A 21,731-nucleotide genomic window follows, 5' to 3' on the forward strand; every position below is an offset into this window, starting at 1 on the left:
GGATGAGACACGTCAACGCCCCGCTGCGCGGAGACGCGAGCGCGAGGCCGGCGGCACTCGCGAGACACGCATCAAGGTGTCCTACAACGACGACGAACACGCGATCGTGAAAGCGGCTGCTGAGCGCGAGCGTCAGGCAACAGCGTCCTGGATCGGACGTGTCTCCCTGGACGTCGCCGAGGAGATCGTCGTGCCCACGCCGGTCAACGCCAAGGCGGTGGTCGCAGAGCTGATCGATGCGCGGAAGCAGCTCAGGAGGATCGGAGTCAACTACAACCAGATCGCGAAGGTGCTGAACTCCGACGGAGTCGTGACCGACCCAGAGATGCTCGCGGTACACCGAGCGCTGCTGATGGCGATCCGGCGCCTGGACGAGGCCACGCTCCAGGTGATGAGAGAGAGGAAGGAACGGGGGTGATTCCCGAGAAGCTGGACGAGGGCAGCGACACCTACGGCTTGCTGCACTACCTCTACGGGCCGGGGCGGCGCGACGAGCACACGGACCCACACATGGTGGGAGCGTGGGACCAGTACGTCGATGACCCGGCTCGGTCGCCGGAGATGACGATCTCGGATCTCGCCCTGCTCTTGGACGCCCCCGTCTTCGCGATGCGGGGGAAGAAGCCGAAGCTGCACGTGTACCACGTGGCTGTCCGCAACGCCCCCGAGGACCGCATCCTCAGTGATGCGGAGTGGGCCGAAGTGGCACGCGAGATGATGCATGCCGCCGGGATCGCTGAGCACGATGACGACGAGGCATGCCGATGGGTGGCCATCCGGCATGCCGACGACCACATTCACCTCGTGGCCACCAAGGCGCGAGAGGACGGACGGCAGCCGAACCTGCGCCAAGACATCGTGAAGATGCATGCTGCGGCTCGCGCTTTCGAGGTGCAGTTCGACCTCCGCCGTCTCAAGCACGGCGACAAGACCGCAGCGCAGTGGCGGAGGGCCGGAGAGCTGGAGAAGGCAGAGCGCCGCGGCCTGAAGGAAGCGCCGCGCGTGACCCTGCAACGAACGGTTCGCGAGGCGGCAGCGGCGGCAACGAGCGAGGCCGACTTCTTCGCTCGGCTGACGACATCCGGGCTACGCGTGAAGCAGCGAATTGCCCCGGACGGCAACGTGACCGGCTACTCCGTGGCGATGCCGGGGGACCGCAACCCGGAGCAGACGCCGATCTGGTTCTCCGGAGCCCGGCTCGCACCGGACCTGTCCCTGCCCCGAGTGCGCGAGCGGTGGAGCAAGCAGGTTCCGGCGCCCCGCGCCGCGCCGGCGGAACTGTGGCGGGTGGCCGAGAGTAAGGTACGCGCGGCCGCCGACCAGCTCGGCGCCGAAGGGCTGCACGAGGGGGCGGGGGAGGTGGCCGCGCTCGGGGACCTGATCGTGGTGGCCGCCGTCATTTCACCGCGTCTGGTCCGCAGGGAAATCAAGGACGCGGCGTACGAGTTCGAGCGGGCCGCCCGGGCGCCCGGCGACCGAGCACTGGAGAGCCAGGCGCGGACGCTGTATCGGGAGTCGGCACATCTGCTGTCACAGTCAGCGGCTGCGGCGGGCCGCAGCGACGCGGTCGCCGCGCTCGGATTTTTGCTGGCCCTGGTGACGGCGGTCGAGGCATCTCGCCGCTGGCATCAGGCGCAGGAGCATCGAGCTCAGGCGGAGGCTTCGGGGCGGGCCGGTCGACTGCTGCGTGAGGCGGTCGAGGTGACCGCCGGCGCGGCTGCTGCCCGGGAATACCAGCCCCGACCCAAGCGAGCGGCTGCACGACCCGGCGGGCCTCGCCGGACACCATCCGTCTCCGGTGAGCGGCCGATGGCGGGTGTGCTCCAGCAGGCCCTGCCCGAGCAGGCGACTGCGATCCTTGCGGACCCGGCGTGGCCCGCACTGCGGACGCGCCTGATCGCAGTCGAGAAGACGGGGGAGGACCCGGTCGGGGTGCTCTCCGCAGTCGCGGCCCGGAGGGAGTTGGGCTCAGCGGACTCGGTCGCCGAAGTGCTTACATGGCGGCTGGACGGGTGGAGTCGTCAGCGCGGTGCGACGGCGGCGGCCACCGGCAGGAGCCCGTCGCCGACGTCCACGGGCGGCACCGGCCGCACCAGTGGGCCGCGCAAGACGGGGGCGCCCGGACCGGCACGTCGGCCGCCGGGTGACGAGCAGCGCAAGGGCCCGCGACGGGCCCGGTGACGAGGGGAGCAAGCATGACGATGCCTACGCCAGAGGAGCGGGCCGGAGAAGCCTACGCGGAGGCCGCTGCGGAGGCGGTGCAGACCTCCGTGATGGCTTTCCGTCTGGTCATGGCCATCGCGGACGCCGTACGCCGTCAGCAGCAGAAGAGGGCCGGGAAGGAGGACGAACTCCCGGACGCCGAGAAGGCGGCGGCGGAGGCCTCGGAAGAGGTGAAGAAGTTCCTCCCGGAGGACATCAGTACGGCGTTGCTGGAGGGCGCGGACTGGCCCCAGCTCGCCCAGCAGCTCATGGCGCTCAAGGCGGCCGGGGTTGACTTGGAGGCGATGCTCCCGCGCGTCGGCGAGATCACCGTGACGGTTCGGGACCAGGTCGCGGCGAACGCCGAGAAGGTCAAGCGCGCGGGCACCGAGGAGTGGGCGAAGGCCCTGCGGGAGACGTTGCCGGCGGGACCGGTGCGGGAGGCGATCTTGTCCTCCCCGGCGTGGCCGGAGATGGCCCGGACGATGGCGACGCTGAACGAGCGGGGAGTCGACGTACGGGCGATCCTCGCGTCCGCGTACGAGGAGGGCGTCGGCGTCGACCAGGCCGTCGGCAAGGTGCTCGCGGCCGCCGAAGTGCCGACCACGAGCCGGGACGCGACGCTGTCGTACGGACCGCTGACGGTCGGGCTGGACATCCCCAAGGATCTCGACCTGGGGGACCGGGAGCGGGCCCTTCGGCAACTGGCCATTGAGTCGGAGAATCCGAAGTTCGTGCGCATGGTGCGCGAGGCGATGCCCGGCGCGGAGCGGGAGGCGGACCTGCTGGTGTCGGCGCGTCATTGGCCGCTGGTGGCCGCGCGGATGGCGGACATGGAGAGCAAGGGTCAGCCGGTCGCGGAGCACCTGGCCCAGTTGTCGAAGGACCCCTCGTGGCAGGAGGGTCCGCAGTCGCAGATGGGGCGGCGCCTGGTCCAGGCCGCCGTCGACGCACTGCGTAAGCCGGTGGGTGCGCCGGCGGGGCCGGGGCCGAGGGTGAGCACGGCGGCGGCCCGGTCGACGTCGCCGAGCGTGGGCCCTACTAAGGCCGCGAAGGGGGCGGCACCGACCACACCCGGAGTGGCCGCGCACCGCGAGGCCGGGCCCGCGCCGAAGAGTGGCAAGACCCGGTAGAGCACCGGGCGGGCAGCACCGTGTGCCGCAGACCGGAGAGGCGGTCTGCGGCACACGTCGTTTCGGGTCAGGGCCGTGTGGCGCCGTAGTAGTCGGCGTCGGGCATGGCGGTGGCCAGGGCGACGAGTTCGACGTTCTTGCCGGTGCGGGGGGCGTGGAGGACGTTGCCGTCTCCGGCGTACAGGGCGACGTGGTAGATCGCGCCGGAGCCTCCGTGACTCCAGAAAAGCAGGTCGCCCGGCTTGAGATCCTGGCGGGATACGGCGCGGTCGGAGGTGGCTCCGTACTGGGCGGCCGCGGTCCGGGGGAGCTTCAGGTCGGGCCAGTAGGCGTACTGGACGAGCGAGGAGCAGTCGAAGCCGACGGTGTCGTCGGCGACGCAGGTGCCGTTCCGGTATCCGCCGCCTCCGCTGCAAAAGCCCAGGGAAGGGCCCTGGGGTCCGCCGCCTCCGTAGGCGTAGGGGGTGCCGAGTCGTCCGGCGGCCTTGCGTAGGGCGTCGGCGCCGGATCCGGAGCCTTCGATCTGGAGTCGGCTGGGGCCCTCGAACTGCTTCATCGTGGCGAGGATGATGCGGACGTAATTCTGGGTCTCGGCGTAGGGCGGGATGCCCCGGTACTTCTCGACCGCGCCCCATCCGGCGTTGTAGCCGGCCAGAGCGAGGGAGCGGGCGTCGCCGCCGTATCCGGAGCTTTTCGCCTGCTTGATCAGCGAGCACATCATGCGGCCCTGGGCCATGACGGCGTCGCCGATGTCCCACGGGCTGGCCTCGCCGTTCTTGTCGGAGTCCCTGCCCCACGTCGCCCAGGTGCCGGGCATGAACTGGGCTGGTCCCTGCGCGCCGACGTGGGAGCGGGCTCGGGTCTCGAACCGGCTCTCCTGGTACAGCTGGGCGGCGAGCAGGGCCGCGGTCAGTTCGGGCTGCTTGCATTCCTCGGCGGCCTTGAGGATCCAGGCGCGGAACTCTTCGGGGACGCCTTTGATGCCGCCGGCGCCGCCCCCGCCGGTGACTTCGGTGGCTTCGGCGTTGCCGTCGACGAGCACCATGGCCATCAGGCCGGTGACGGCCAGCACGAGCAGTGCGACCACGGCGGCGGCAGCTCTGATGAGCAGCTTCACGCGTTAGATCCCCCCGTTAACCGCTTGCCGCGCCGGTGTGTCTGCGCGGCAACTTTGCGTCGTACTAGATCACGAGCCGTCTGATGGGCGCCCGTCCATTGCGCGAGCGTCAGTCCGTACGCGGCGGCCCAGGCGGCTGCGGATCGTACGCCGGCGACGCCGCGTTGCACCTGGGAGACCTGCTGGCGGACGACGCCGATGCGCGCTCCCATTTGGGCCTGGGTGAGTCCGAGCCGCCAACGTGTGTCACGTAAGGTCAGAGTCCGCTCACGGTGCAGGAGTTCACTGACCGGAACTCCCAGCGTCCGGGCGATGGCGTTGGCGACTCGGGGGCGTGGCTGGTGGGTGCCTTTTTCAGCGGAGCGCACGGTGTTCGGGCTGACTCCTGCGGCGGTGGCCAGGTCTTCGGTGGAAATTCTGGCCTGGAGCCGCAGAGCGCGGGCCCGGGCGCCGTCGTACAACGCCACTGCTCATCTGACCTTTCACCGACGCAAAAATTGCTACTCACTGTTGTCAGCGGATCACGCTAGCCTCAGTAGTCACACAGCCCAAGATCACGGCTGGCCAAACACACTCAGACAGGGGGGAGTTGCGGCGTGATGACCCAAACCGGGGTGGTAATCCCGCAGGTCAGTGCACCGGTTGGACTCCGGTACGCGCTGATTCCGGTGCACGGGTACGGCATTGCCGGGGCGGTGGTCTCCCGGATGCTTGACCTCCGAGGCGAGGGTACGGCCAGGCTGCTGCACCCCAACGAGTCCATTCCGTACGGGGCTCTACCGGTGTTGCTGGCCGAGACGACCGTGTACGGGGCGAGCTGTGTGGAGCACATGCTGCGCAACTGGACGACCGGTCTGCCGCGTCCGTGGCTGGTGCTGGTCTCCGACGCACCGGCGAGGCCCGTCCCGGCCGCGCGCTACCGCATCCGGGCTCTGGAGAGCCGTCTGGCGGGGGTGGCGCGGGTGCCGTACCTGCCAGTGCTGCGGACGGTCGAGGGCGCCGACGAGGCCCTGGAGCACAAAGACGTGAGGGCCGCGGCGGAGAAGCTGCGGCGCCAGATGGAAGGGAACTGAACGATGTACCTGGCCATGGCCTACGAGGCGGTCACGTTCGCAGCCGCCGACATCCCCGGCGCCGAGCCCACCGAGATCCCCGGACTCGCTGACCCCGTGGCCAAGCTGTTCGGTTACGGCCTGTGGATCTTGGTCTTGGCGGGCGCAGGGGGCGCGGGCTTCGGTGTCTACAAGCTGGCGGTCGCGGACAAGAGCCGCAACGGCGGCGGGTCCGAGCCGTTCAAGTGGATGGGCGGCGGGGTGGCCACGATCATGTTGGCCGGGAGCCTGATCACCATCCTCAACGGCATCGCGGGTTAGGCGGCGCGCTGTGTCACGTACGAGGGGAACCTGGAACACCCGCGGCACCTGGCTGGCAGGCGCCGCCCTCGCGGCGGTGCTGGCCCTGACCGGGTACGCCGTACTCGCCGGCGACGGTGACGAGGAACCGACGGGCAAGGGCGGCGGGGCGCCGAGCGCGTCCAGCAGCGCCACCTCCAGCCCGGCCCCGGGCTACACCGTCCCTGACGACTGGACCGAGCCGGAGCAGTGGGCAGCACTTCCTCAAGGCAGCCGCACCGACAAGTACGGCAGCAAGGTGGGCTATCCGCACACCACCGAGGGCGCCGTGGCGATGGCGGTGCACGCCACCAACACCAGCATCGAACCGGGGGGCGAGGACGCGGTCGACGGACAGATGCGCGTCTACCACTCGTACATCAGCGCCGCCGACCACAGCGACCAGGCCGCACAGCAGATCGAGCAGGCCGGACAGCAGACGGACAAGAAGCTGCGCAGGCAGGTGGGCGTGCCCGCCGACGGTGAGCTGCCGCCCGGCTCCTACTCGCGCACCACCGTGATCGGTTTCAAGGTGCTCAAGAAGACCGAGGACGAGGTCAGCGTCTGGCTGCTGGGCCGGGTGGCGGTGAAGAAGGGCGAGCTGGAGAAGGAGTCCACCTCCTACATCCGCCTGCTGATGGGTGCCCGGTGGGAGGACGGGGACTGGAAGCTGTCGGGCCAGGCGAGCGTGGACGCACAGAAGCAGGCCGGTTCCAGTAAGCCGGGGATGGCCGTCCCGGGCGATCCCCAGTTCAACGAATACGGATGGGTCGCCATCCGTGAGGCGTCGTGAGGCGCCTGGCGGCGGTGCTGCTGGCCCTGGTCGCCGTGCTCGGGCTGGCCGTGGCCGCGCCGCAGCCCGCGGTGGCCGACGGGCCGGTCGGCACCGGCGTCGAGTGGGCCTGTGACGGCGCAGCCACCGTGTCACCGATCGGGGTCGTCGGCAACATCATCAGCGGCGGCGCCGTGTACGACATGTGCGAGAAGATCGGCGACACTGCCGACGAGAAGGTCAAGGAGGCCTGGAACGAGGTCTGGGAGAGCGTTCTCGGCGACGTGATCAACTCGGCCGCCGACGTCACGAAGTGGACCATCAAGAAGGTCCTGACCGTCGCCCTGATGGGGCCGTCGGTCGACCTGGAGGGCACGGGTCTGTTCGGTAAGGACGCCACCCTCGCAGGCATGCTGACCTGGCTCGGACTTGTCATCGCCACAGCCGGGGCCATGTGGCAGATCGGGAAAATGGCCATCACCGGCCAGTCCAAACACATCGGCCGGGCGATGCTCGGGTGGGTGGAGAACATCATCCTGTCGGCCGTCGGCGTCGCGCTGATCGCGTTGCTGCTGGCCGCCGGGGACGCGTTGACCACCGGTCTGGTGGACGCCACGTTCAAGGACGACGGCAAGGCCTACGAGACGATCGTCGGCGTCATGGTGCCCGCCGCGGTCAAGAACCCGGTCACCATGCTGTGCGTGGTGACCGTTCTGCTGCTCATCGGCTTCATCCAGCTGATCCTGGTGTTCCTGCGGCAGAGCGCGATCCCGATCCAGTGTCTGCTGCTGCCGGTGGCCGGCGGCGGCCGCGTCGGCGGCGACGTCACCCGGCAGTGGGCACCGCGCCTGATCACTTCGATCCTCGTGGTCATCGCCTACAAGCCGATCCTCGCCGTCATCATCTGCGTCGGCTTCAGCGAGTTCGGCCACGCCAACACCCTGGCCGAATGGCTGCGAGGCTGCGCCACCTTCCTCCTGGCGATCCTCGCGCCCGGCCCGCTCACGCGCATCTTCGCCCCGTTCGGCGAGGCGGTCGGCGGCGGCATGGCCTCCGGAGGTGTGGGCGGCGCGCTGTCCGCAGCCGGGGGCTACTTCAAGGGCAAGCAGGACGGTGAGGGCAAGGGCGAGGGCGGCGTTGCTCCCATGACGCCCCTGGAGTACGCGCGCTACGTCGAGCAGTCCATGGGCAGCCAGAACGGACCCGAGGGCCGGGACGGTTCGTCCGGCCAGGGCGGCACGAACGGCAGCGATGCCCAGACCCAGGCGGCCCGCAACCAGGCCAGCCGCACGCCCGTTCCGGGGCAGGCGGCCGGGGGCGAGGGCCCGGCAGGTCAGGGCGCCGGCGGCTTGGCCGGTGGCGCCGGAGGCCAGAGCGCCGGTGCGGCCGGAGGCGGAAGCGCCGCGGGCGCCGCGGGCGGGGCAGGCGCCGCCGCCGGCGGGGCCGGAATCGCCATCCAGGTCCTGGACGGCGTGAACAACACCATCCAGGACGCGAGCGGACAGATCGGAAGCGGGGGCAACAACCAGTGAGCACCCAGCACGAGGTGCCCAAGGCCCTCATGGTCGACGGGTTCCGCACCCGCCGCAGCTTCGGCTTCGGCGGGCTCAGCAAGGGCGCCACGATGATCGCGGCCCTGGTCCTGGTGGCCGAGGGAATCATCGGCACCCAGGCACCGGCCTCCCTGCTCGTGACCATCCCGGTCACCCTGGCGATCCTCGCGCTGGCCGCGTCCAGCCGCCACGGCATGCCCGCCCTGTCCTACTACTGGGCCAAGCTGTCGTGGCGGCGGGCCGCCCGCGTGGACGCCACCTCCTACCGGCGGGTGCTGCTCCCGCACCCCTACGCGCTCGACCTGCCGGGCGTGGGCGCCTCCTCCACCCTGATCAAGGCCTACGACCCGACCACCGGCAGGAACGTCGGCGTCGTCCACGACCGCGCGAGCGGCCGCATGGCCGTCACCACACTCCTCGCTCCCGGCGGCAGCCTGATGGCCCCCACCGGCACCGTGCAGAGCAGCCTGCGCACCTGGTCCTCGGTCCTGGACGCCATGTCCACCGACGAGCAGGTCAAGGGCGCCTCGGTGACCATCCAGATCACCCCGGGCGCCGGTGAAGCCCTGGGAGATGACGTGAAGGCCCGCCAGGACCCGGGCGCCCCACAGCTCGCGAAACAGATCGTCTCCGAGCTGGTGCGCACGACCCCGCACGCCACCGCCAGCGTCGCCCCGTGGATGACCGTCGTCGTCGACCCCACGGCCGGCGCCAACCCGCCGCAGGAACTGTCCGACCAGGTCGCCGAGGCGCTGAAGGTCGTGGACTCGCTCGACCTGTCCGGCACCGGCACCGACATCGAGCGCCGCGCGAACGACGTCGACCTGCGACGCCTCGTCAGAAGCGCCTACGACCCCGACGTGTTCAACGCCCGCGACGCCGATTTCGCCGACCTGTCCTGGTCGGAGTGCGGGCCGCAGGCCGCTGACGACGGCTGGGAGGAGTACAGCCACGACGGCGGCGTGTCCGTCTCGTGGGTGCTGCGGGAGATGCCGCGCCGCCCCATCGCCTACAGCGTGCTGCTGCCCCTGCTCGCCCCCGGCCGCTTCCAGCGCCGGATCACCCTGGCCTACCGGGTGCTGGACCCGTACGAGGGTGAGGCGGTGCTGGAGCGGGAGATCAGCCACGCCCACCAGCGCGCCCAGGCGACCGCCGAGGTCAAGGGCCGGGCCAAGTGGTCGCAGCGCGCGGACACCCAGCGCGCCGAGCAGGCGGCCGCCCAGATGGCCGGCGGCTCGCAGGTCGTGGACTGGACGCTGATGGTGACCGTCACCGCCCGCCGCACCGCCGACCTGCCCGCAGCCCGCCAGGAGCTGGAACGGGCGGTCAAGGCCACCCGGGGGATCCGCATGCGTCCCGCCTACGGCGCCCAGGCCGCCGTCTTCGCGGCCGGACTGCCGCTGGGCTACAACCCTCTCGTGAAGGACTGACGATGGCGCGTAAGCCCAAACCGTCGACGGTGGCCAGTCCCAAGCGGATGGCCCCCGAGGTCGAGCAGACGCTCACCCGCGAGGAGCGGCGCGCGGAGAAGAAGCTGCGGAGCCGGTTCGCCCCCCGTCTCGGGTGGGGCGGCCGGTTCGGCGGCCGCGCGCCCGTCGAGGACTCCGGCACCGTCTACACCGGCCCCACCACGCAGGCCGGATCCATCTACCCGTTCCTGCTCGGCTCCGGCCTGCCGCCGCGCGGCGTGCCAGTCGGCCGGGACGTCCTGACCGGCGAGCTGGTGGCCATAGACCCCAGCGGCTGGACCGGAAAACTGACCACTAACCCGGGCGTGTGGGTCATGTCCCAGCCCGGTGCGGGCAAGAGCGCGCTGGTCAAACGGATCTGCCTGGTCTACTCGGCGTACGGGCACATGGTGTGCGTACCCGGCGACGTCAAGGGCGAGTACTCCACCCTGATCAGCGAACTCGGCGGATCCGTGGTGCGCATCGGCGACGGCATCGGCCGTATCAACCCGCTCGACTCCGGCCCGCTCAAGGGCCGCGTGCAGACCCTGCCCGCCGACCGGCGCGAGGCCCTGCTGGACGTCCTCAACGGGCGTCGGCTCGAGACCCTGGTCGCGCTGCTGTCCACCAAGCACGGCTTGGGCCGGGCGCCGGACGAGATCGAACGCAGCGCGCTGGACACCGCAGTCCAGGTGGCCTCCGCCGGCCAGAAGTCGGGCCACGACCCTGTCGTCAAGGACGTCGTGGACGTCCTGCGCGCGGCACCGGAGGAACTGCGGTCCAAACTCGCAGCCGACGGCGAGCGCTACCAGGACCTCACCCGCTCCGTCGTCGCCGGGCTCGACAACCTCATCGGCGGCCCCCTCAAGGGCCTGTTCGACGGGCCGACGACCACACCGCTCGACATCAACGCCCCCGCCGTCTCGGTGGACATCTCCGCTCTGCGGGCCCGCGGCAACGACGTCGTCAGCGCGGGCATGATCGCCACGTGGGCGTACACATACAGCTCGATCGACTCCGCCCGCAGCATCGGCCTGATGGACCGCAAACTGGTCCTGCCCATGGACGAGATGTGGCGCGCCCTGCGCTCCGGACCCGGCCTGGTCGACGCGATGGACGCGATCTCCCGCCTCAACCGCACCACGGACGACGTCACGATCTACGTGACGCACTCCCTGCTGGACGTCGAAGCCCTGCCCACCGAGATGGACCGCGCCAAGGCCAGAGGGCTGATGGACCGCTGCGACACCTGGGTGCTCGGCGCCTCCACCACGGAGGAGCTGGGCCGCGTCACCGGCAAGCGCATGCTGACTGAGCAGGAGGTGATGATGGTCAGCTCCTGGGCATCGGCCACCTCCACCGGCCTGGACATCGACCCCACCACCTACGACGAGGACGACCAGCGGCCCGTGGAAGAAGAGACCACCCGGCACCCGGGCCGCGGTAAGTACCTGATCAAGCTCGGCACACGGCCGGGCATCGCCGCCGCGCTCGAACTCACCGCCACCGAGCAACGGCTGTACCGCACGGACACCAACCGACGTCGGGTGACCACCAGGGAGGCCAACTCATGATGACCGAGTCCGACCGCGCATGGGCCTTCGGTGGGATCGTGTTCGGCGGAGCTGTCACCCTGTCCGCCACCAGCTGGGCCGGTGCCGCCGCCGGCGCCGTCCTCACCGACGACGAGGTCGCCCCGGCCTCCCCGCTGACCGTCTACCGCATGGCCACCGACTGGTCCGGCGTATGGACGCACTCCCAGACCGCCTCCGCGATCGGCGCCGCACTCGTCGACGTCGCCGTCGTCGGACTCATCGTGTGGGGCTTGCGCTGGGCCTTCCGATGGTTCCGCAACCCGAGCAGCCTGGCCACGCTGCACCAGGTGCGGGAGCTGACGCCGAAGCACGCGGCCGGTACCGCCACGAGGCTGCGGGCCTCACTGAAGGAGAAGAAGCCGTCCGACCTCCCCCTTCGTGACCGAGGCGTGCTCCTCGGGGATCACATGCCGTCCGGCATCGAGCTGCGCGGCAGCGACGAGGACACCTACGTCGCCATCATGGCGCCCCGCGCGGGCAAGTCGACGTCGCTGGCCATCCCGGTGGCGGAGGAGGCCCCCGGCGCCCTGCTGATGACGTCGAACAAGGCAGACGTGTATGCCGCGACCCTGGCGAGCCGCGCGAAGGTCGGCGACACCTGGATTCTCGACACCCAGGGCGTGGCCCAGGCCGAGCGCCAGATGTGGTGGGACATGATCGCCCAAGCGGAGACGCTGGAGGGCGCCGAGCGCCTGGCCAGCCACTTCGTCACCCAGATCACCTCGGAGCAGGCCGATCCCTTCTGGAGTCAAGCGGCGGGCGACCTCTTGGTGGGCCTGTTCCGGGCTGCGTACTGGGAGGGCGGCAGCGTCCGGGACGTCATGAAGTGGCTGAGTGATCCGAAGGAGAAGGCTCCGCTGCGCGTTCTGTACGTGAACGAGCCGGTGCTCGCCGAGCAGGTGGACAGCTCCATCAATATCGCGGAAGAGACGCAGTCCGGGATCTATCAGAATGCCCGAACCGCCGTCAGTGCCCTGCGCGACGAGAAGGTCCTCGCGTGGGTCACCAAGGACGACCGCAATCGCTTCCCGCGGTTCGACCCCGAAGAGTTCGCCCTCAGTAAGGACACTCTCTACCTGCTGTCGAAGAAGGGCGGCCCCGCCTCCGCGGTGGTGGCCGCCCTGGCGGACGCCGTGTTCACCGCCGGCGCCGAAGCAGGCGAACGCCACGGCGGCCGCCTGCCGGAGCCGATGCGAGCCGTCCTGGACGAGGCCGCGAACATCTGCAAGATCGCCGACCTGCCCGACCTGTACTCACACCTCGGCTCTCGCGGGATCACTCCGTTCGTGATCCTCCAGAGCTACCGGCAGGGCGTGAAGGCGTGGGGCGAGGTCGGCATGGACTCGATGTGGTCGGCCGCCACGAAGAAGATCATCGGCGTCGGCATGGACGACGCGAAGTTCGCCCAGGACGTCAGTACGTTGACCGGGGCGCACTATGTCGAGCGGGGCTCGTACTCCAAGTCCAAGGACGGCGGCAGCCGCAGCTGGTCCGAGCAGCGCGAGCAGGTCCTGGACCCGGCCGAGATCCGTGCCATGAAGAAGGGCACGGCGCTGTTGTTGGCCACCGGCATGCCGGTCGCGCAGATCAGCCTGCGCCCCTGGTACGCCGAGAAGCTGATGGCGCACATCGGCCCGCAGATGAAGGCCGAGGAGCAGGCCATCACCAAGCGTGCGGTCGCCGCGTACGAGGAGCGAAAGGCGGCGCGCAGTGGCCGATGAGCCCGACGAGGGACCGGAGCTGGACGTGCCGGTCGGCATGTTCGAGGACATCGAAGACCTCAAGGCCCAGGTCGCGAAGCTGACCGCCCTGGTCAAGAGGCTCACCGGCAGGGAGGCCGGTGAGCCGGGCGAGGCCTCCGCCGACGACGGGCAGGCGCCGACCGGCGGGGAGGAACTCGACGGGGGAGAAGAAGGGGAGGAGTGGAAGTACCCGCCGTTTATCCTGCTGCTTGACTCCCCGGAGTACGACGACGAGCTGCGCGCCCTGATCGAGTGGGTCGAGGGCGTCCTCGTCCCCGGCTACCTCGCCGAACCCAGCGCCGATGCCCGCTGGTGCCACCTGTGGTTCGAGCACTCTGTCGCCGTCGCCCGCCTCCACGCCTGCTGGCTGGCCTGGCAGGAACTCACCGACCCCGCCACCTGCGGCTACACCGGCCCCAGTACCTGGCACCGCGACCACCTCGACCCCTGCGTGCGCGAGCTGCGCGGCTCCAGCGGGCCGTTCGCCGGATGCACCAAGGGCGAGCACCAGATCGACCACCGCATGCCCGGCCTGGTGCCCAGCGCATGGGCGATGGGGGAGAGATGAGGGCTCACGGCGGACGCCGGTCCGCCGCGAACACCACCACGAGAGCTGCCTGGTCAGATGCCGTCGGAGTGCAGGGTCTTCAAAAAGCTGCTCCAAGCACGGGCGGAGACGGAGAAGGGCCGACGATCGCGGTCCTTGGTGTCCCGGACACGTACGCCAACGCCAGCCGCGGCAACGCAGGCCTCCACGCAGGCTTCCTGGAATTCGGTGCTATAGCTGCTCTTGTGCCAGCCCGCGGACGGGAGCGGCATGAGGTCCTCCGAGTGGTCGGGAGCGCGGGCGGAGTCCTCTGCCCGCCCGGCGGAGTCTACGGATCAGCAGCCCCCCACGACGGCGTGTTGTTGTGCAGCAACTCAAAGGAGAAGAGGGATACGTCATGCCGCACGAGGTACGGCCGCCACGGTGGACGGCGCAGGAGATGGACGACTTCGAGCGTGCCCGTGCGTTGCTGAGCGCGCTGATCGCCGCCTACAGCGCACGCATAGGACAGGCACCGAACAGGGAAGCCTCCCAGGCCCTGCGGGCCGAACGCGCCCCGCTGCTCGACGAGAGGGACAAGCTGACGGCCGACGACCGGGACCGCGTCGCGGAAATCCTCCGGGAGATGCCGGGCCGCCTGGAAACCGTGCGTGCGGGCAGCAGCCATGCCTGAACAGGACCCCGCGCCCCGTCTCCTCACAGACGAGCAGATCAGCGAGATCATCCGCGAGGACGTATTGCCTCCGCTGGCCAGGGTGTCGCCGCAGGCGACTCCCCGCATGGTCGTGCTGGGCGGACCCCAGGGATCTCGCAAGACCACACTCCGGCCTGTGGTGGCCGAGCAGCTGGGCCTGGGCGAGGACGTCGTGTACTTCGACGGAGACGACCACAACGACTTCCACCCGTACTACGACCAGCTCGCCCGGGAGCACGGAGCGCCGGAGGCCGCTCGCCTGATCCGCGCAGACAACGAGGTCATCCGGGCAGCGATTCTCCATGAGGTGCGGACACGACGGCTCAGCATCATGTTCGTCGGTCCGTACACCGACCAGGTCTACACCCTGGCCCGCCTGGCCGAGTTCCGTGGCGACGGCTACCGCACCGAGGCCGCCTACACCGCCCTGCATCCCGCCCTGTCGCAGCTCGCCACGATGGATCGTCACCTCACGGCGCTGACCGACGGACCGGGCTACAGCTTCCTCGTCTCTCGCGAGCTTCTGGAACGGGTCATCACCAACGTCCCTGTCGTCATGACTCGAATTGAGGCCGAACAGGCGGCGGACGCATTGCACGTCGTGGACGCCGGGGGGATTGCCTTCAGCAAGCAGCTCGGAGACGAGGGCGAGTGGATACCGAACCGGCCAGCCGCCGACGTGGTGGAGGAGACCCGCCTTCGGCCATGGGATCAGTCCGTGACGGCAGATTTCCTCCACAGACGGGACCGAGCCGAGACAGCCCCCGCAGGGGAGGACCCGCAGCTGTGGGCCGCACGCCTGGCCCGAGTCGACGAGCTTGCCGCCCCCATGGTTACGCGCCAACCCGCGAGCGGCCGTCCCACCATGGCCCAGGCGGCAAGGAAGCGCTCGACCACCACTCCAGCGCGAGGCGCCAAAAAGGCGGCCGCTCCACCGCCGGCGCAGCGTCCGCCCCTCCACCACGCACCAGGACAGGAAAGCAGCTCCGGACGGACCCGATAGCAAGCGTTGTGTCGACACCACACCAAGGAGGCAACTGTGCTCTGCGGATACGAGGCCCGCACCGTACGGGCCGACCCGCGCCGCCTCGGCCGGCGGCTCGTCACCCGCGCCGGAGGCCGCCGTGGATGACCTCGCCACCGTCCGAGCGCAGGAGTACGCGAAGACCTACAACGAGCTGATCGAGGTGGCCGCACGCCTCGACATGCTGCGTCGCCTGGAAGGAAACGCCGTCGACGCCCACGCAACCGCCGCCATGCACGCCGTACGCTTCGCCGCCACCATCCTGTGGCCCGTCACCCCCGAAGGCACGCCGCCGCCCGGCTTCCGGCACGACACGGCATGGCAGGTCCAGCTGATCGCCAACTGGCGAGAGGCAGCCTTGGAGATCGGCGCGTTCGAGCCGGAGCGCCCCGCCCTTCGGCTGGTCCCCGGCGACCAGCAATGATGCGCGGCGGACTGGTGTCCTGTGAGGGCGGGGCGCTGCTTGTTACGGGCGGCTGATATCCGACTCGACCGGGTCCGCCGTTCGTTGAATGCGTCCCGTCCGGTGCAGCGGGTGCTCCGGTAGCAGCCGTCGTTTAGGGAGCACGTCACAAGCGGACCACTGAAGCAGCTGCTCCAGTTGGTACCCGTTGAGGTCCATCCGGTACTTGCCAGCCTTCGTCTTCTGAGCCGTGGGCTTCAGGAAGACGCGCGCCAACTGATCAAGCTCCGCCGCTGTGTGTAACGTCCCCCCGCTCCGGTCGGGATGGGTGACCAGCAGATAGGGCAAGACCCCCCTACGCGCTCTCCAGTTCTTCTTGGGCATCGTCCGCTGGAATTGAGGGGCGGCTGCTGCCTTGTGATGGTCGGGGCCGAGGAGGAGGCGTTCCAGTACCTCCGCCACCGAGGCGGCCGATCCGGTGGCCCGCGCGTAGACGCTGGCGTAAGCCGCTTGAGCGTCGCTGTCCTCGTGCAGGGCCATGAAGCCGGGAATGGGATCGGAGGGAATGCCCCGGACCTTGAACCAGGCCTGGATCCACGGCTCCAACGTTTTCCCCGTGACCCGGCACGCCCGCAGGTAGGCGACGTACTGCCGGAAATCCCTGGGGACGCCGTGAGCGGAGACGATGACGTTGGCCGTGCTGCGCGGTACCTGGCCGTTCGACACCTTCTCCACGCACCGTGTGGAGGGCCGACCCGACCAGGCCCATGCGTCCCGCAGCGCCCCCGAAAGGTCGCCTTCATCGCGGACGTACTGAGGCTTGGGGAGAAGGGTGGAGCGATGACCAGCCCTCTGTGCCTCATCTACAGCGACCGCTGCCTTCTGCCAGAAGGCCATGACGCTCGCGCCGACACTTGCGTCGGGAACGGGGTCACGGGCGATGCACGAGGCGGCGTACTGAATTGTCACGGTCAGGCTCGGCAGGTGCTTGCCACTCGCGGCCCGCTTCAGCGTGGCGGCAGAGACGGTCGTCTCTGCCGCCATTTCGGCGTACGTCCAGCCTGCGTGACGGCGTAAGGAGCGCAGCAGCTCGGCAAATTCGCCGAGTTCCGGCACGGTGTGGTCGACGGGGGCTTCTGGGCGTGCCACAGTGCCTCCTTCAGCTGCCCGAGCCGGGTGCCAGTACGGCGTTCAGGACACGTCGCCACAGGCGGCGCCGAGAACGGCCATGGAAGCCGGCGGCGAGCAGCACGCCGACACTGACGCCCCCGACGACGGCCAGGAGTACAACCGTGTCCTGGACACTTGTTTGGGCGGCCAAGCGCAGCACGACGGCTGCGGCGAGGAAACCGAGGATCACCAGGGCCTGCGGCATGCCGAAGCCCCCCACGGGAGAGCCGAGCGAGGCCGTCTCCACGGTGGTCTTGTTGTTGGTCATGAACGTTCCTGTCCCGAGACGGCGGCCCCTTACTAGGGGACCGCCGCCTCCTTGCTGCTGACACGAAGACGAATCCGGGGACCGCGGGACGTCTTGGCGAGACGCCCCGGCTGCGATCGTGGATCCGGGCGGTTCAGGTGTCACGGACCGTTGGCGTACAGTCCGTTGGGATGACGTGAGAACCACTATGTCCAACGATCCCAGGAACGCCGGGTGCTCCACTAACGGCCGATACGTTGGCTCAGAAGCCGTCTGACTTCTATCTACGACCGGCCCGAGGTCCTGAGCTGTGGTTCTCGAAGTGATCAGGGGATTGGCTCACGGACTGTCCAGCTTTCCGACGCGACTTACCCCATGCATGGGGTAGACCATGAAGCTGTCGCTCAAGGCGGCTCGTGGAAACGGCCCCGCTGAGCGACGCCCTGAATTGCTGCTGACACTCAATCCGGGGACACATCTAGGGTCGCGATTGGCGCGCGACCCACACAGTAGGGCTGGTGACCGCCGCTTGGCCGCGGTGGAACCACCAGCTTCAGTGGTGCGAGCAAAGTTGTTTCGAGACATTGCGCCCACCGCACGGAGGCCCGCGCCGTTTCCGGTGCGGGCCTCCGTGCGCATGAACGTCCCGCGACGCATATGTGGGACACCTTCGTCGGGTAGTTCAGGTCTCCTGCATACCGGTCTGCACTGCCGCGGCCCGGCCCAGGTTGGGATAGCGCGGCGCCAACTCACCCCAGAAACTCACCTCTTAAGAGGTGAGTTTTAGTTACGATGGAGCCATGACCACCGAAGCCGTCGCCCTCATCCCCGAGCCCGCACCCGCCCCGCCCCTGGAGGCCGTGCCCGACCTGCCCGCCGAGGTCACGGTCGCCAAGATTGCCGCCGGAGTTACCTCCGCCCTGGTGGACGCCTGGGACGCGATCCGCGCCCGCCACAAGGACGTCCCCGAGGCCGTCATCAGCATGGCGACCGGCGGACGCGCCAGCCAGGTCGAGCTGGCCCACTTCGCGCCCCGCCGGTGGAAACTGCGCGAGGGGGCCGACGTCCACCACGAGGTGTTCGTCACCGCGGAGTCGCTCGCAGACGGCGCCCCCAAGGTCTTCGGCTACCTCCTGCACGAGGCCACCCACGCGGCCAACGAGGCGCTCGGCATCAAGGACTGCTCGGCGAGCCAGTACCACAACAAGGAGTTCCGGAAGATGGCCGAGGCGATGGGTCTCGTCCAGCGGGCCGACGTCGGCGAGAAGTGGAAGAAGAAGTACGGGTCCGCCGGAACGGAGCTGGGTGAGGAGGCGGCGAAGACGTACGCCAAGGAGATCGCCGCACTCGACAAGGCGATGCACGCCACCCGCACCCCCGACATCTTCGCCACCCGCAGCGGTGGCGGCAGCAAGGGCGGCGGGGCCGCCGAAGGAGCGGACACCGACGACGCCGGCGGGGACGAAGAGGCGCCGACCGGGAAGAAGGAGAAGGAGGACCGCAACTACGTCAAGGCTGTCTGCCAGTGCGAGCCACCCGCGGTCATCCGGGTTTCCCCGAAGACCCTGGAACGCCGCAGCATCATGTGCGGCGACTGCATGGAGAACTTCGCACCGGAGTCCGCCTGAGACAGGTGGTCTATCTGGCCAGATAACGCGCGGGCCCCGGCGGTCCCCCTTCGAGGGGGAGCCGGGGCCCGCGTCGTTGTGCGGCTGCACCGCCGTGGCGCGTCAGGAATGAGCGCCTACAGCAGGGCCTTTCCTGGTCAGCGGTCCGCGATACGGAACACGCGGTTGATGATGCGGCAGGGGCGGCAGTCGGCGGCGTGCGCGTTGGTGCCACGCAGGTGGGCGAAGAGACCGGTCCCGCCGACGATGACGCCGAGGCAGATGAGGACGTACAGAAGGTCGAAGGCGAACAGCACGTGATGTCCAATCGGGTGCGAGAGGGTCAGGCGAAGTGGCGCGCAGCGGCCGCGACGAACCGGTCCGCAGCGGTCACGGCCCCCTCACGAAGGGCGTCGAGCGTCTGCTGGTCGGGGGCGTCGCGCAGGGCGAGCGCCGCGCGAGTCGCCTCCTCGGCGGCCGCGGCGAGCGACGGCACCAGGATTGACACCTGGACCCTCGGCGCCTCGATGGCGGACCGGGTGGCGTGCGACTCGGCACGGGCCGCGGCCACGGCCTCCGGGGCGGCTCCGGACAGCCGGAGGCCTTCCCGTACGGCCATGGCGCGGCGGTGGCCGGCGACGGCGGAGGCGAAGGCGGTGACGGCCTCCAGCTCCCGGTCGCGCCGGTGGTCATACCGGGCCTCGCTGCGGGTGGTGCGGGCGGTGCGGTGCTGGATGAGCCCGGCGACGACCGCACCGAGCAGCGTGCCGACGACCGCGATGATGGTGCTCAGCATGAGCCCTCCCCGGCGGGCAGCATGCGGCTGACGGCCCGCAGGATGTCGGCGTGGTCGAACGCGGAATGGCCGGTCATTGCTTCGGCCGCGCGTGGATCGGGATGTGGATCTCCCCGCCGCCGCAGTCGAAGTCGGCCCACTTGTGCTCGGGGGCGAGCATCCATCCGTGGTCCGTCGCGGCGCGCACCGTCTCCCGGATCGCCTCGGTCCTGCTGGCGTAGTCCCCGAGCGCCACGGACGCGAGCGGCAGTTCGAGGTCCGAGGTATAGGTGTCCACCGAGGCCAGCCACCTCCCGGCCTGGATGATCAGGAGGTGCGTGGCCACCAGACCGGCGCTGGCAGCGAGTTCGAGGTACCGGGCGTGATCGGTCTGCATCACCAGCCCCTCGTACTCCGGGAAGTAGTCGCCGAGGTCTCGGTGTGCCTCCTGGTCGCCTTCCTGCGCCTTGCGCAGTACGGCGACGGCATCGGCGATCCGCTCGGGGGCAAGGACGTCGTTGGACACGGTGGCTCCTGTCGGGGTGGGTTCGATGTGGTGCACGGCGGTGAAGCCCTCCCGGAGCAGGGCGTCCGGGGTGGCCTCTCGCGCGAGTTGGTGCTGCCAGCGCAGCGTGTCGTCGGGGACGCGCCGGTTGGCCGGCCGCGCCGCGTTGCGGGTCAGGCAGGTGGCGAGGTCTGGCAGGGAGCGCAGGGCGACGATGGGGCGGCCGTGCCGGCGGGCCCGCTCCACGAGCTGCGCCCGCACGTGTGCCTCCACGTTCGTGCTATCGAGGAAGACCGTCGTCCCGGCGCCCAGGTGCTGCTCCAGGAGGGCGTTCTGCCGCTCCACGGCGGCCGGGGTGACGGACTGGTCGCCCGCGTCGCCCCCGATCTCGCGCCGCAGGGAGTCGAGGCAGAGCACGGCGTCGACCGCCGCGGTGTCGGCGTACGTCGACTTGCCCGAGGCCCCGGGGCCGACCGCGACCAGCAGTGTGCCGGGAGTCAGGTCGAGGGCCGGGACGACCAGGAAGCCCGTGGCCGCCGTCATCCCTTCCCCCCGGTCATCCGTTCCACGGCGGCGGCCAGTTCACCGCGCTCGGCGGCCTCCTCCGCCTGGGTCAGCCGTCGCAGGGCGTCCGCGACCGTGACCTTCGGGTCGACGCGGGCGGCCTCCGTGAGCGGCTGGTTCAGCGCCTCGTAGCCGGTGGTGTAGCCCTCGTGGTAGCGGCACGGCCGGTCGAGTTCACCGCAGGCCGGGCAGTTCTCCCAGTCGTTCGCGTCGTACGGCTCGATCTCCATGGGCACGTCGCCGGTGGCGGGCAGCTCCAGCGCGGCGTGCGGCCGGGCCACGCCGAGGACGCGCTGGGACCAGTCCTCGGGCAGCGCGCGTACCTGCATGGCGAGCGCGGCGGCCACGGCGGGTTGGTGCTCGGTGAGGTGCTGCCACAGCGTGTCTGCCGTGGTCAGCGCGTCGGGCGATAACCTCATGTCGTCTCCTCCTGGAGGGATCAGGCGGTAGCCCATGGTTCCTTTCTCCTGGTCACAGTTGGTTGGGTTCGAGCTCGAAGCAGAGGATGTTGACGTCCTCCAGGAGCATCCCGGTCCGTGCGAGGACGGAGTCCTTGATGTGGGCGATCAGTTCGTTGCAGATTTCGACGCGGGTGGTGGTGGCAGGATCACGGACCACGGTGCCGTGGTCGCCGACTGTCACCTGGTTGCGGTCGGGCCCGAGGGTCCCGCTGAGCGTGATGACCCAGTGATACTCCACCTCGTGGCTGCTCACTGCTGCTCCTCCTCGTTCTGCTGCTCTTCGCCGTCCCGGCGCACGGTCGTGCCGCCGAAGAGACCGGGCGGGATGCTGACGGTGCCGTCGGCCATGTTCTGGAAGACGGTCTGGAAGATGGCCGTGTCCTCGCGGGTCATGGTGTAGGCGATGGCCTTCTGCCAGGAGGGGTGTTCGGGGTCGTAGCGGGGGGCGATGGGAGCCCTGGTGCCCTCGGGCCACCAGCCTTTGCGTACGCCGCGCGGCACCGCGCGGGACAGGGCGATGGTCGGGCCGCGCAGTTCGCCGTCGAAGGCGGCGCGCAGCTCCTCGGCGTTCTTGTCGCCGTCGGCCTCCACGACGAGCTGGACGAACCGGCGGGCCTTGGCCGGCAGGTCCAGGAGGTAGAGGAAGGCCCGGTCGGTGTCCCATTCGGTGTCGACGCTGACCGCCAGTTCGTGGCGGTGGTCGGCGAGCAGTGCGAGCAGCTTGCGCTCGAACTCGGGCGAGGCGCCCTCGATGACGATTTTCACGATGCTCCTGGTCAGG

Annotated in this window: 26 protein-coding genes; 15 read left to right on the forward strand and 11 right to left on the reverse strand. The window is 69.9% G+C overall.

From position 1 onward, the window contains the following. The first annotated feature begins 76 nt into the window (after nucleotides 1-76). The 3 genes from mobC to QC283_RS37445 are packed head-to-tail and all read left to right on the forward strand — an operon-like array spanning nucleotide 77 to nucleotide 3,335. A complete protein-coding gene (gene mobC, locus QC283_RS37435; RefSeq protein ID WP_279566248.1) occupies nucleotides 77-418 on the forward strand; it encodes a plasmid mobilization relaxosome protein MobC in 342 nt (113 codons plus the stop codon). After that, nucleotides 415-2,181: a relaxase/mobilization nuclease domain-containing protein gene (locus QC283_RS37440; RefSeq protein ID WP_279566249.1), complete on the forward strand. Its 1,767-nt coding sequence runs from the start codon at nucleotides 415-417 to the stop codon at nucleotides 2,179-2,181. Before mobC ends, QC283_RS37440 begins: the two co-directional genes overlap by 4 nt. 20 nt (nucleotides 2,182-2,201) lie before the next feature. Continuing rightward, nucleotides 2,202-3,335: a hypothetical protein gene (locus QC283_RS37445; RefSeq protein ID WP_279566250.1), complete on the forward strand. Its 1,134-nt coding sequence runs from the start codon at nucleotides 2,202-2,204 to the stop codon at nucleotides 3,333-3,335. A 67-nt stretch (nucleotides 3,336-3,402) separates the two neighbouring features. Here QC283_RS37445 and QC283_RS37450 read toward each other — a convergent pair whose 3' ends face one another. Further along, complete coding sequence (locus QC283_RS37450; protein ID WP_279566251.1) at nucleotides 3,403-4,452, reverse strand: NlpC/P60 family protein; 1,050 nt, start codon at nucleotides 4,450-4,452, stop codon at nucleotides 3,403-3,405. Then, on the reverse strand, nucleotides 4,449-4,919 hold the full coding sequence (locus QC283_RS39705; protein WP_443032747.1) for a helix-turn-helix transcriptional regulator: 471 nt from the start codon (nucleotides 4,917-4,919) through the stop codon (nucleotides 4,449-4,451). Before QC283_RS39705 ends, QC283_RS37450 begins: the two co-directional genes overlap by 4 nt. 240 nt (nucleotides 4,920-5,159) lie before the next feature. Between QC283_RS39705 and QC283_RS37455 the strand changes: the two genes are divergently transcribed. The 8 genes from QC283_RS37455 to QC283_RS37490 are packed head-to-tail and all read left to right on the forward strand — an operon-like array spanning nucleotide 5,160 to nucleotide 13,521. Continuing rightward, nucleotides 5,160-5,525 carry a hypothetical protein gene (locus tag QC283_RS37455; RefSeq protein WP_279566252.1) on the forward strand — a complete coding sequence of 122 codons (366 nt, stop codon included), beginning with the start codon at nucleotides 5,160-5,162 and terminating at the stop codon, nucleotides 5,523-5,525. Nucleotides 5,526-5,528: 3 nt separating this feature from the next. Beyond that, nucleotides 5,529-5,825, forward strand: coding sequence for a hypothetical protein (locus tag QC283_RS37460; RefSeq protein ID WP_279566253.1), 297 nt, complete (start codon nucleotides 5,529-5,531; stop codon nucleotides 5,823-5,825). 10 nt (nucleotides 5,826-5,835) lie between these two features. After that, entirely contained in the window at nucleotides 5,836-6,636 is an 801-nt protein-coding gene (locus QC283_RS37465) for a hypothetical protein (protein WP_279566254.1), read from the forward strand. Next, complete coding sequence (locus QC283_RS37470) at nucleotides 6,633-8,147, forward strand: hypothetical protein (protein ID WP_279566255.1); 1,515 nt, start codon at nucleotides 6,633-6,635, stop codon at nucleotides 8,145-8,147. The genes QC283_RS37465 and QC283_RS37470 overlap by 4 nt, the downstream gene beginning before the upstream one ends. Beyond that, nucleotides 8,144-9,598 carry an SCO6880 family protein gene (locus QC283_RS37475; protein ID WP_279566256.1) on the forward strand — a complete coding sequence of 485 codons (1,455 nt, stop codon included), beginning with the start codon at nucleotides 8,144-8,146 and terminating at the stop codon, nucleotides 9,596-9,598. Before QC283_RS37470 ends, QC283_RS37475 begins: the two co-directional genes overlap by 4 nt. 2 nt (nucleotides 9,599-9,600) lie before the next feature. Further along, nucleotides 9,601-11,190, forward strand: a complete 1,590-nt coding sequence (locus QC283_RS37480; protein WP_279566257.1) for an ATP-binding protein — start codon at nucleotides 9,601-9,603, stop codon at nucleotides 11,188-11,190. Further along, nucleotides 11,187-12,932 (forward strand): type IV secretory system conjugative DNA transfer family protein, encoded by a 1,746-nt coding sequence (locus QC283_RS37485; protein ID WP_279566258.1) that lies wholly within the window; start codon nucleotides 11,187-11,189, stop codon nucleotides 12,930-12,932. Before QC283_RS37480 ends, QC283_RS37485 begins: the two co-directional genes overlap by 4 nt. Further along, nucleotides 12,922-13,521, forward strand: a complete 600-nt coding sequence (locus QC283_RS37490; RefSeq protein WP_279566259.1) for a DUF4913 domain-containing protein — start codon at nucleotides 12,922-12,924, stop codon at nucleotides 13,519-13,521. Before QC283_RS37485 ends, QC283_RS37490 begins: the two co-directional genes overlap by 11 nt. Before the next feature lie 53 nt (nucleotides 13,522-13,574). Here QC283_RS37490 and QC283_RS37495 read toward each other — a convergent pair whose 3' ends face one another. Next, the gene (locus QC283_RS37495; RefSeq protein WP_279566260.1) at nucleotides 13,575-13,772 is read right to left on the reverse strand and encodes a DUF397 domain-containing protein; all 198 of its coding nucleotides are present in this window, start codon (nucleotides 13,770-13,772) and stop codon (nucleotides 13,575-13,577) included. A 125-nt stretch (nucleotides 13,773-13,897) separates the two neighbouring features. Between QC283_RS37495 and QC283_RS37500 the strand changes: the two genes are divergently transcribed. From QC283_RS37500 to QC283_RS37510, 3 genes are all read left to right on the forward strand, one after another. Continuing rightward, entirely contained in the window at nucleotides 13,898-14,173 is a 276-nt protein-coding gene (locus tag QC283_RS37500; protein WP_279566261.1) for a hypothetical protein, read from the forward strand. Continuing rightward, nucleotides 14,151-15,197 (forward strand): zeta toxin family protein, encoded by a 1,047-nt coding sequence (locus QC283_RS37505; protein WP_279566262.1) that lies wholly within the window; start codon nucleotides 14,151-14,153, stop codon nucleotides 15,195-15,197. The genes QC283_RS37500 and QC283_RS37505 overlap by 23 nt, the downstream gene beginning before the upstream one ends. Before the next feature lie 121 nt (nucleotides 15,198-15,318). Next, the gene (locus tag QC283_RS37510; protein WP_279566263.1) at nucleotides 15,319-15,642 is read left to right on the forward strand and encodes a hypothetical protein; all 324 of its coding nucleotides are present in this window, start codon (nucleotides 15,319-15,321) and stop codon (nucleotides 15,640-15,642) included. 42 nt (nucleotides 15,643-15,684) lie between these two features. On the opposite strand, the gene QC283_RS37515 is transcribed toward QC283_RS37510, so the two are convergent. Continuing rightward, nucleotides 15,685-16,770 (reverse strand): helix-turn-helix domain-containing protein, encoded by a 1,086-nt coding sequence (locus QC283_RS37515; RefSeq protein ID WP_279566264.1) that lies wholly within the window; start codon nucleotides 16,768-16,770, stop codon nucleotides 15,685-15,687. A gap of 10 nt (nucleotides 16,771-16,780) precedes the next feature. Then, the gene (locus tag QC283_RS37520) at nucleotides 16,781-17,059 is read right to left on the reverse strand and encodes a hypothetical protein (protein WP_279566265.1); all 279 of its coding nucleotides are present in this window, start codon (nucleotides 17,057-17,059) and stop codon (nucleotides 16,781-16,783) included. Nucleotides 17,060-17,838: 779 nt separating this feature from the next. Between QC283_RS37520 and QC283_RS37525 the strand changes: the two genes are divergently transcribed. Next, the gene (locus QC283_RS37525; RefSeq protein WP_279566266.1) at nucleotides 17,839-18,666 is read left to right on the forward strand and encodes a hypothetical protein; all 828 of its coding nucleotides are present in this window, start codon (nucleotides 17,839-17,841) and stop codon (nucleotides 18,664-18,666) included. Between the two features lie 137 nt (nucleotides 18,667-18,803). Here QC283_RS37525 and QC283_RS37530 read toward each other — a convergent pair whose 3' ends face one another. The 6 genes from QC283_RS37530 to QC283_RS37555 all read right to left on the reverse strand — a co-directional run bounded on the left by QC283_RS37530 (nucleotide 18,804) and on the right by QC283_RS37555 (nucleotide 21,715). After that, nucleotides 18,804-18,962 (reverse strand): hypothetical protein, encoded by a 159-nt coding sequence (locus tag QC283_RS37530; RefSeq protein WP_279566267.1) that lies wholly within the window; start codon nucleotides 18,960-18,962, stop codon nucleotides 18,804-18,806. A gap of 26 nt (nucleotides 18,963-18,988) precedes the next feature. Next, on the reverse strand, nucleotides 18,989-19,441 hold the full coding sequence (locus QC283_RS37535; protein ID WP_279566268.1) for a protein kilB: 453 nt from the start codon (nucleotides 19,439-19,441) through the stop codon (nucleotides 18,989-18,991). 73 nt (nucleotides 19,442-19,514) lie between these two features. After that, nucleotides 19,515-20,468, reverse strand: a complete 954-nt coding sequence (locus tag QC283_RS37540; RefSeq protein ID WP_279566269.1) for an ATP-binding protein — start codon at nucleotides 20,466-20,468, stop codon at nucleotides 19,515-19,517. Then, nucleotides 20,465-20,908, reverse strand: coding sequence for a hypothetical protein (locus QC283_RS37545; protein WP_279566270.1), 444 nt, complete (start codon nucleotides 20,906-20,908; stop codon nucleotides 20,465-20,467). The genes QC283_RS37540 and QC283_RS37545 overlap by 4 nt, the downstream gene beginning before the upstream one ends. A gap of 52 nt (nucleotides 20,909-20,960) precedes the next feature. Beyond that, a complete protein-coding gene (locus tag QC283_RS37550; protein ID WP_279566271.1) occupies nucleotides 20,961-21,203 on the reverse strand; it encodes a hypothetical protein in 243 nt (80 codons plus the stop codon). Further along, nucleotides 21,200-21,715 carry a hypothetical protein gene (locus QC283_RS37555; protein WP_279566272.1) on the reverse strand — a complete coding sequence of 172 codons (516 nt, stop codon included), beginning with the start codon at nucleotides 21,713-21,715 and terminating at the stop codon, nucleotides 21,200-21,202. Before QC283_RS37555 ends, QC283_RS37550 begins: the two co-directional genes overlap by 4 nt. Between the last annotated feature and the right edge of the window lie 16 nt (nucleotides 21,716-21,731).

Source organism: Streptomyces sp. DH41 (assembly GCF_029813785.1).
In the GTDB taxonomy this organism is placed as follows: domain Bacteria; phylum Actinomycetota; class Actinomycetes; order Streptomycetales; family Streptomycetaceae; genus Streptomyces.

Bases quoted from the DNA above. Each gene is read 5' to 3' on its own strand.
- QC283_RS37445 (WP_279566250.1), top strand. From the start codon at position 2,202: ATGCCTACGCCAGAGGAGCGGGCCGGAGAAGCCTACGCGGAGGCCGCT.
- QC283_RS37455 (WP_279566252.1), top strand. From the start codon at position 5,160: ATGCTTGACCTCCGAGGCGAGGGTACGGCCAGGCTGCTGCACCCCAAC.
- QC283_RS37460 (WP_279566253.1), top strand. From the start codon at position 5,529: ATGTACCTGGCCATGGCCTACGAGGCGGTCACGTTCGCAGCCGCCGAC.
- QC283_RS37480 (WP_279566257.1), top strand. From the start codon at position 9,601: ATGGCGCGTAAGCCCAAACCGTCGACGGTGGCCAGTCCCAAGCGGATG.
- QC283_RS37485 (WP_279566258.1), top strand. From the start codon at position 11,187: ATGATGACCGAGTCCGACCGCGCATGGGCCTTCGGTGGGATCGTGTTC.
- QC283_RS37495 (WP_279566260.1), bottom strand. From the start codon at position 13,772: ATGCCGCTCCCGTCCGCGGGCTGGCACAAGAGCAGCTATAGCACCGAA.
- QC283_RS37500 (WP_279566261.1), top strand. From the start codon at position 13,898: ATGCCGCACGAGGTACGGCCGCCACGGTGGACGGCGCAGGAGATGGAC.
- QC283_RS37520 (WP_279566265.1), bottom strand. From the start codon at position 17,059: ATGACCAACAACAAGACCACCGTGGAGACGGCCTCGCTCGGCTCTCCC.
- QC283_RS37525 (WP_279566266.1), top strand. From the start codon at position 17,839: ATGACCACCGAAGCCGTCGCCCTCATCCCCGAGCCCGCACCCGCCCCG.
- QC283_RS37535 (WP_279566268.1), bottom strand. From the start codon at position 19,441: ATGCTGAGCACCATCATCGCGGTCGTCGGCACGCTGCTCGGTGCGGTC.
- QC283_RS37540 (WP_279566269.1), bottom strand. From the start codon at position 20,468: ATGACGGCGGCCACGGGCTTCCTGGTCGTCCCGGCCCTCGACCTGACT.
- QC283_RS37545 (WP_279566270.1), bottom strand. From the start codon at position 20,908: ATGAGGTTATCGCCCGACGCGCTGACCACGGCAGACACGCTGTGGCAG.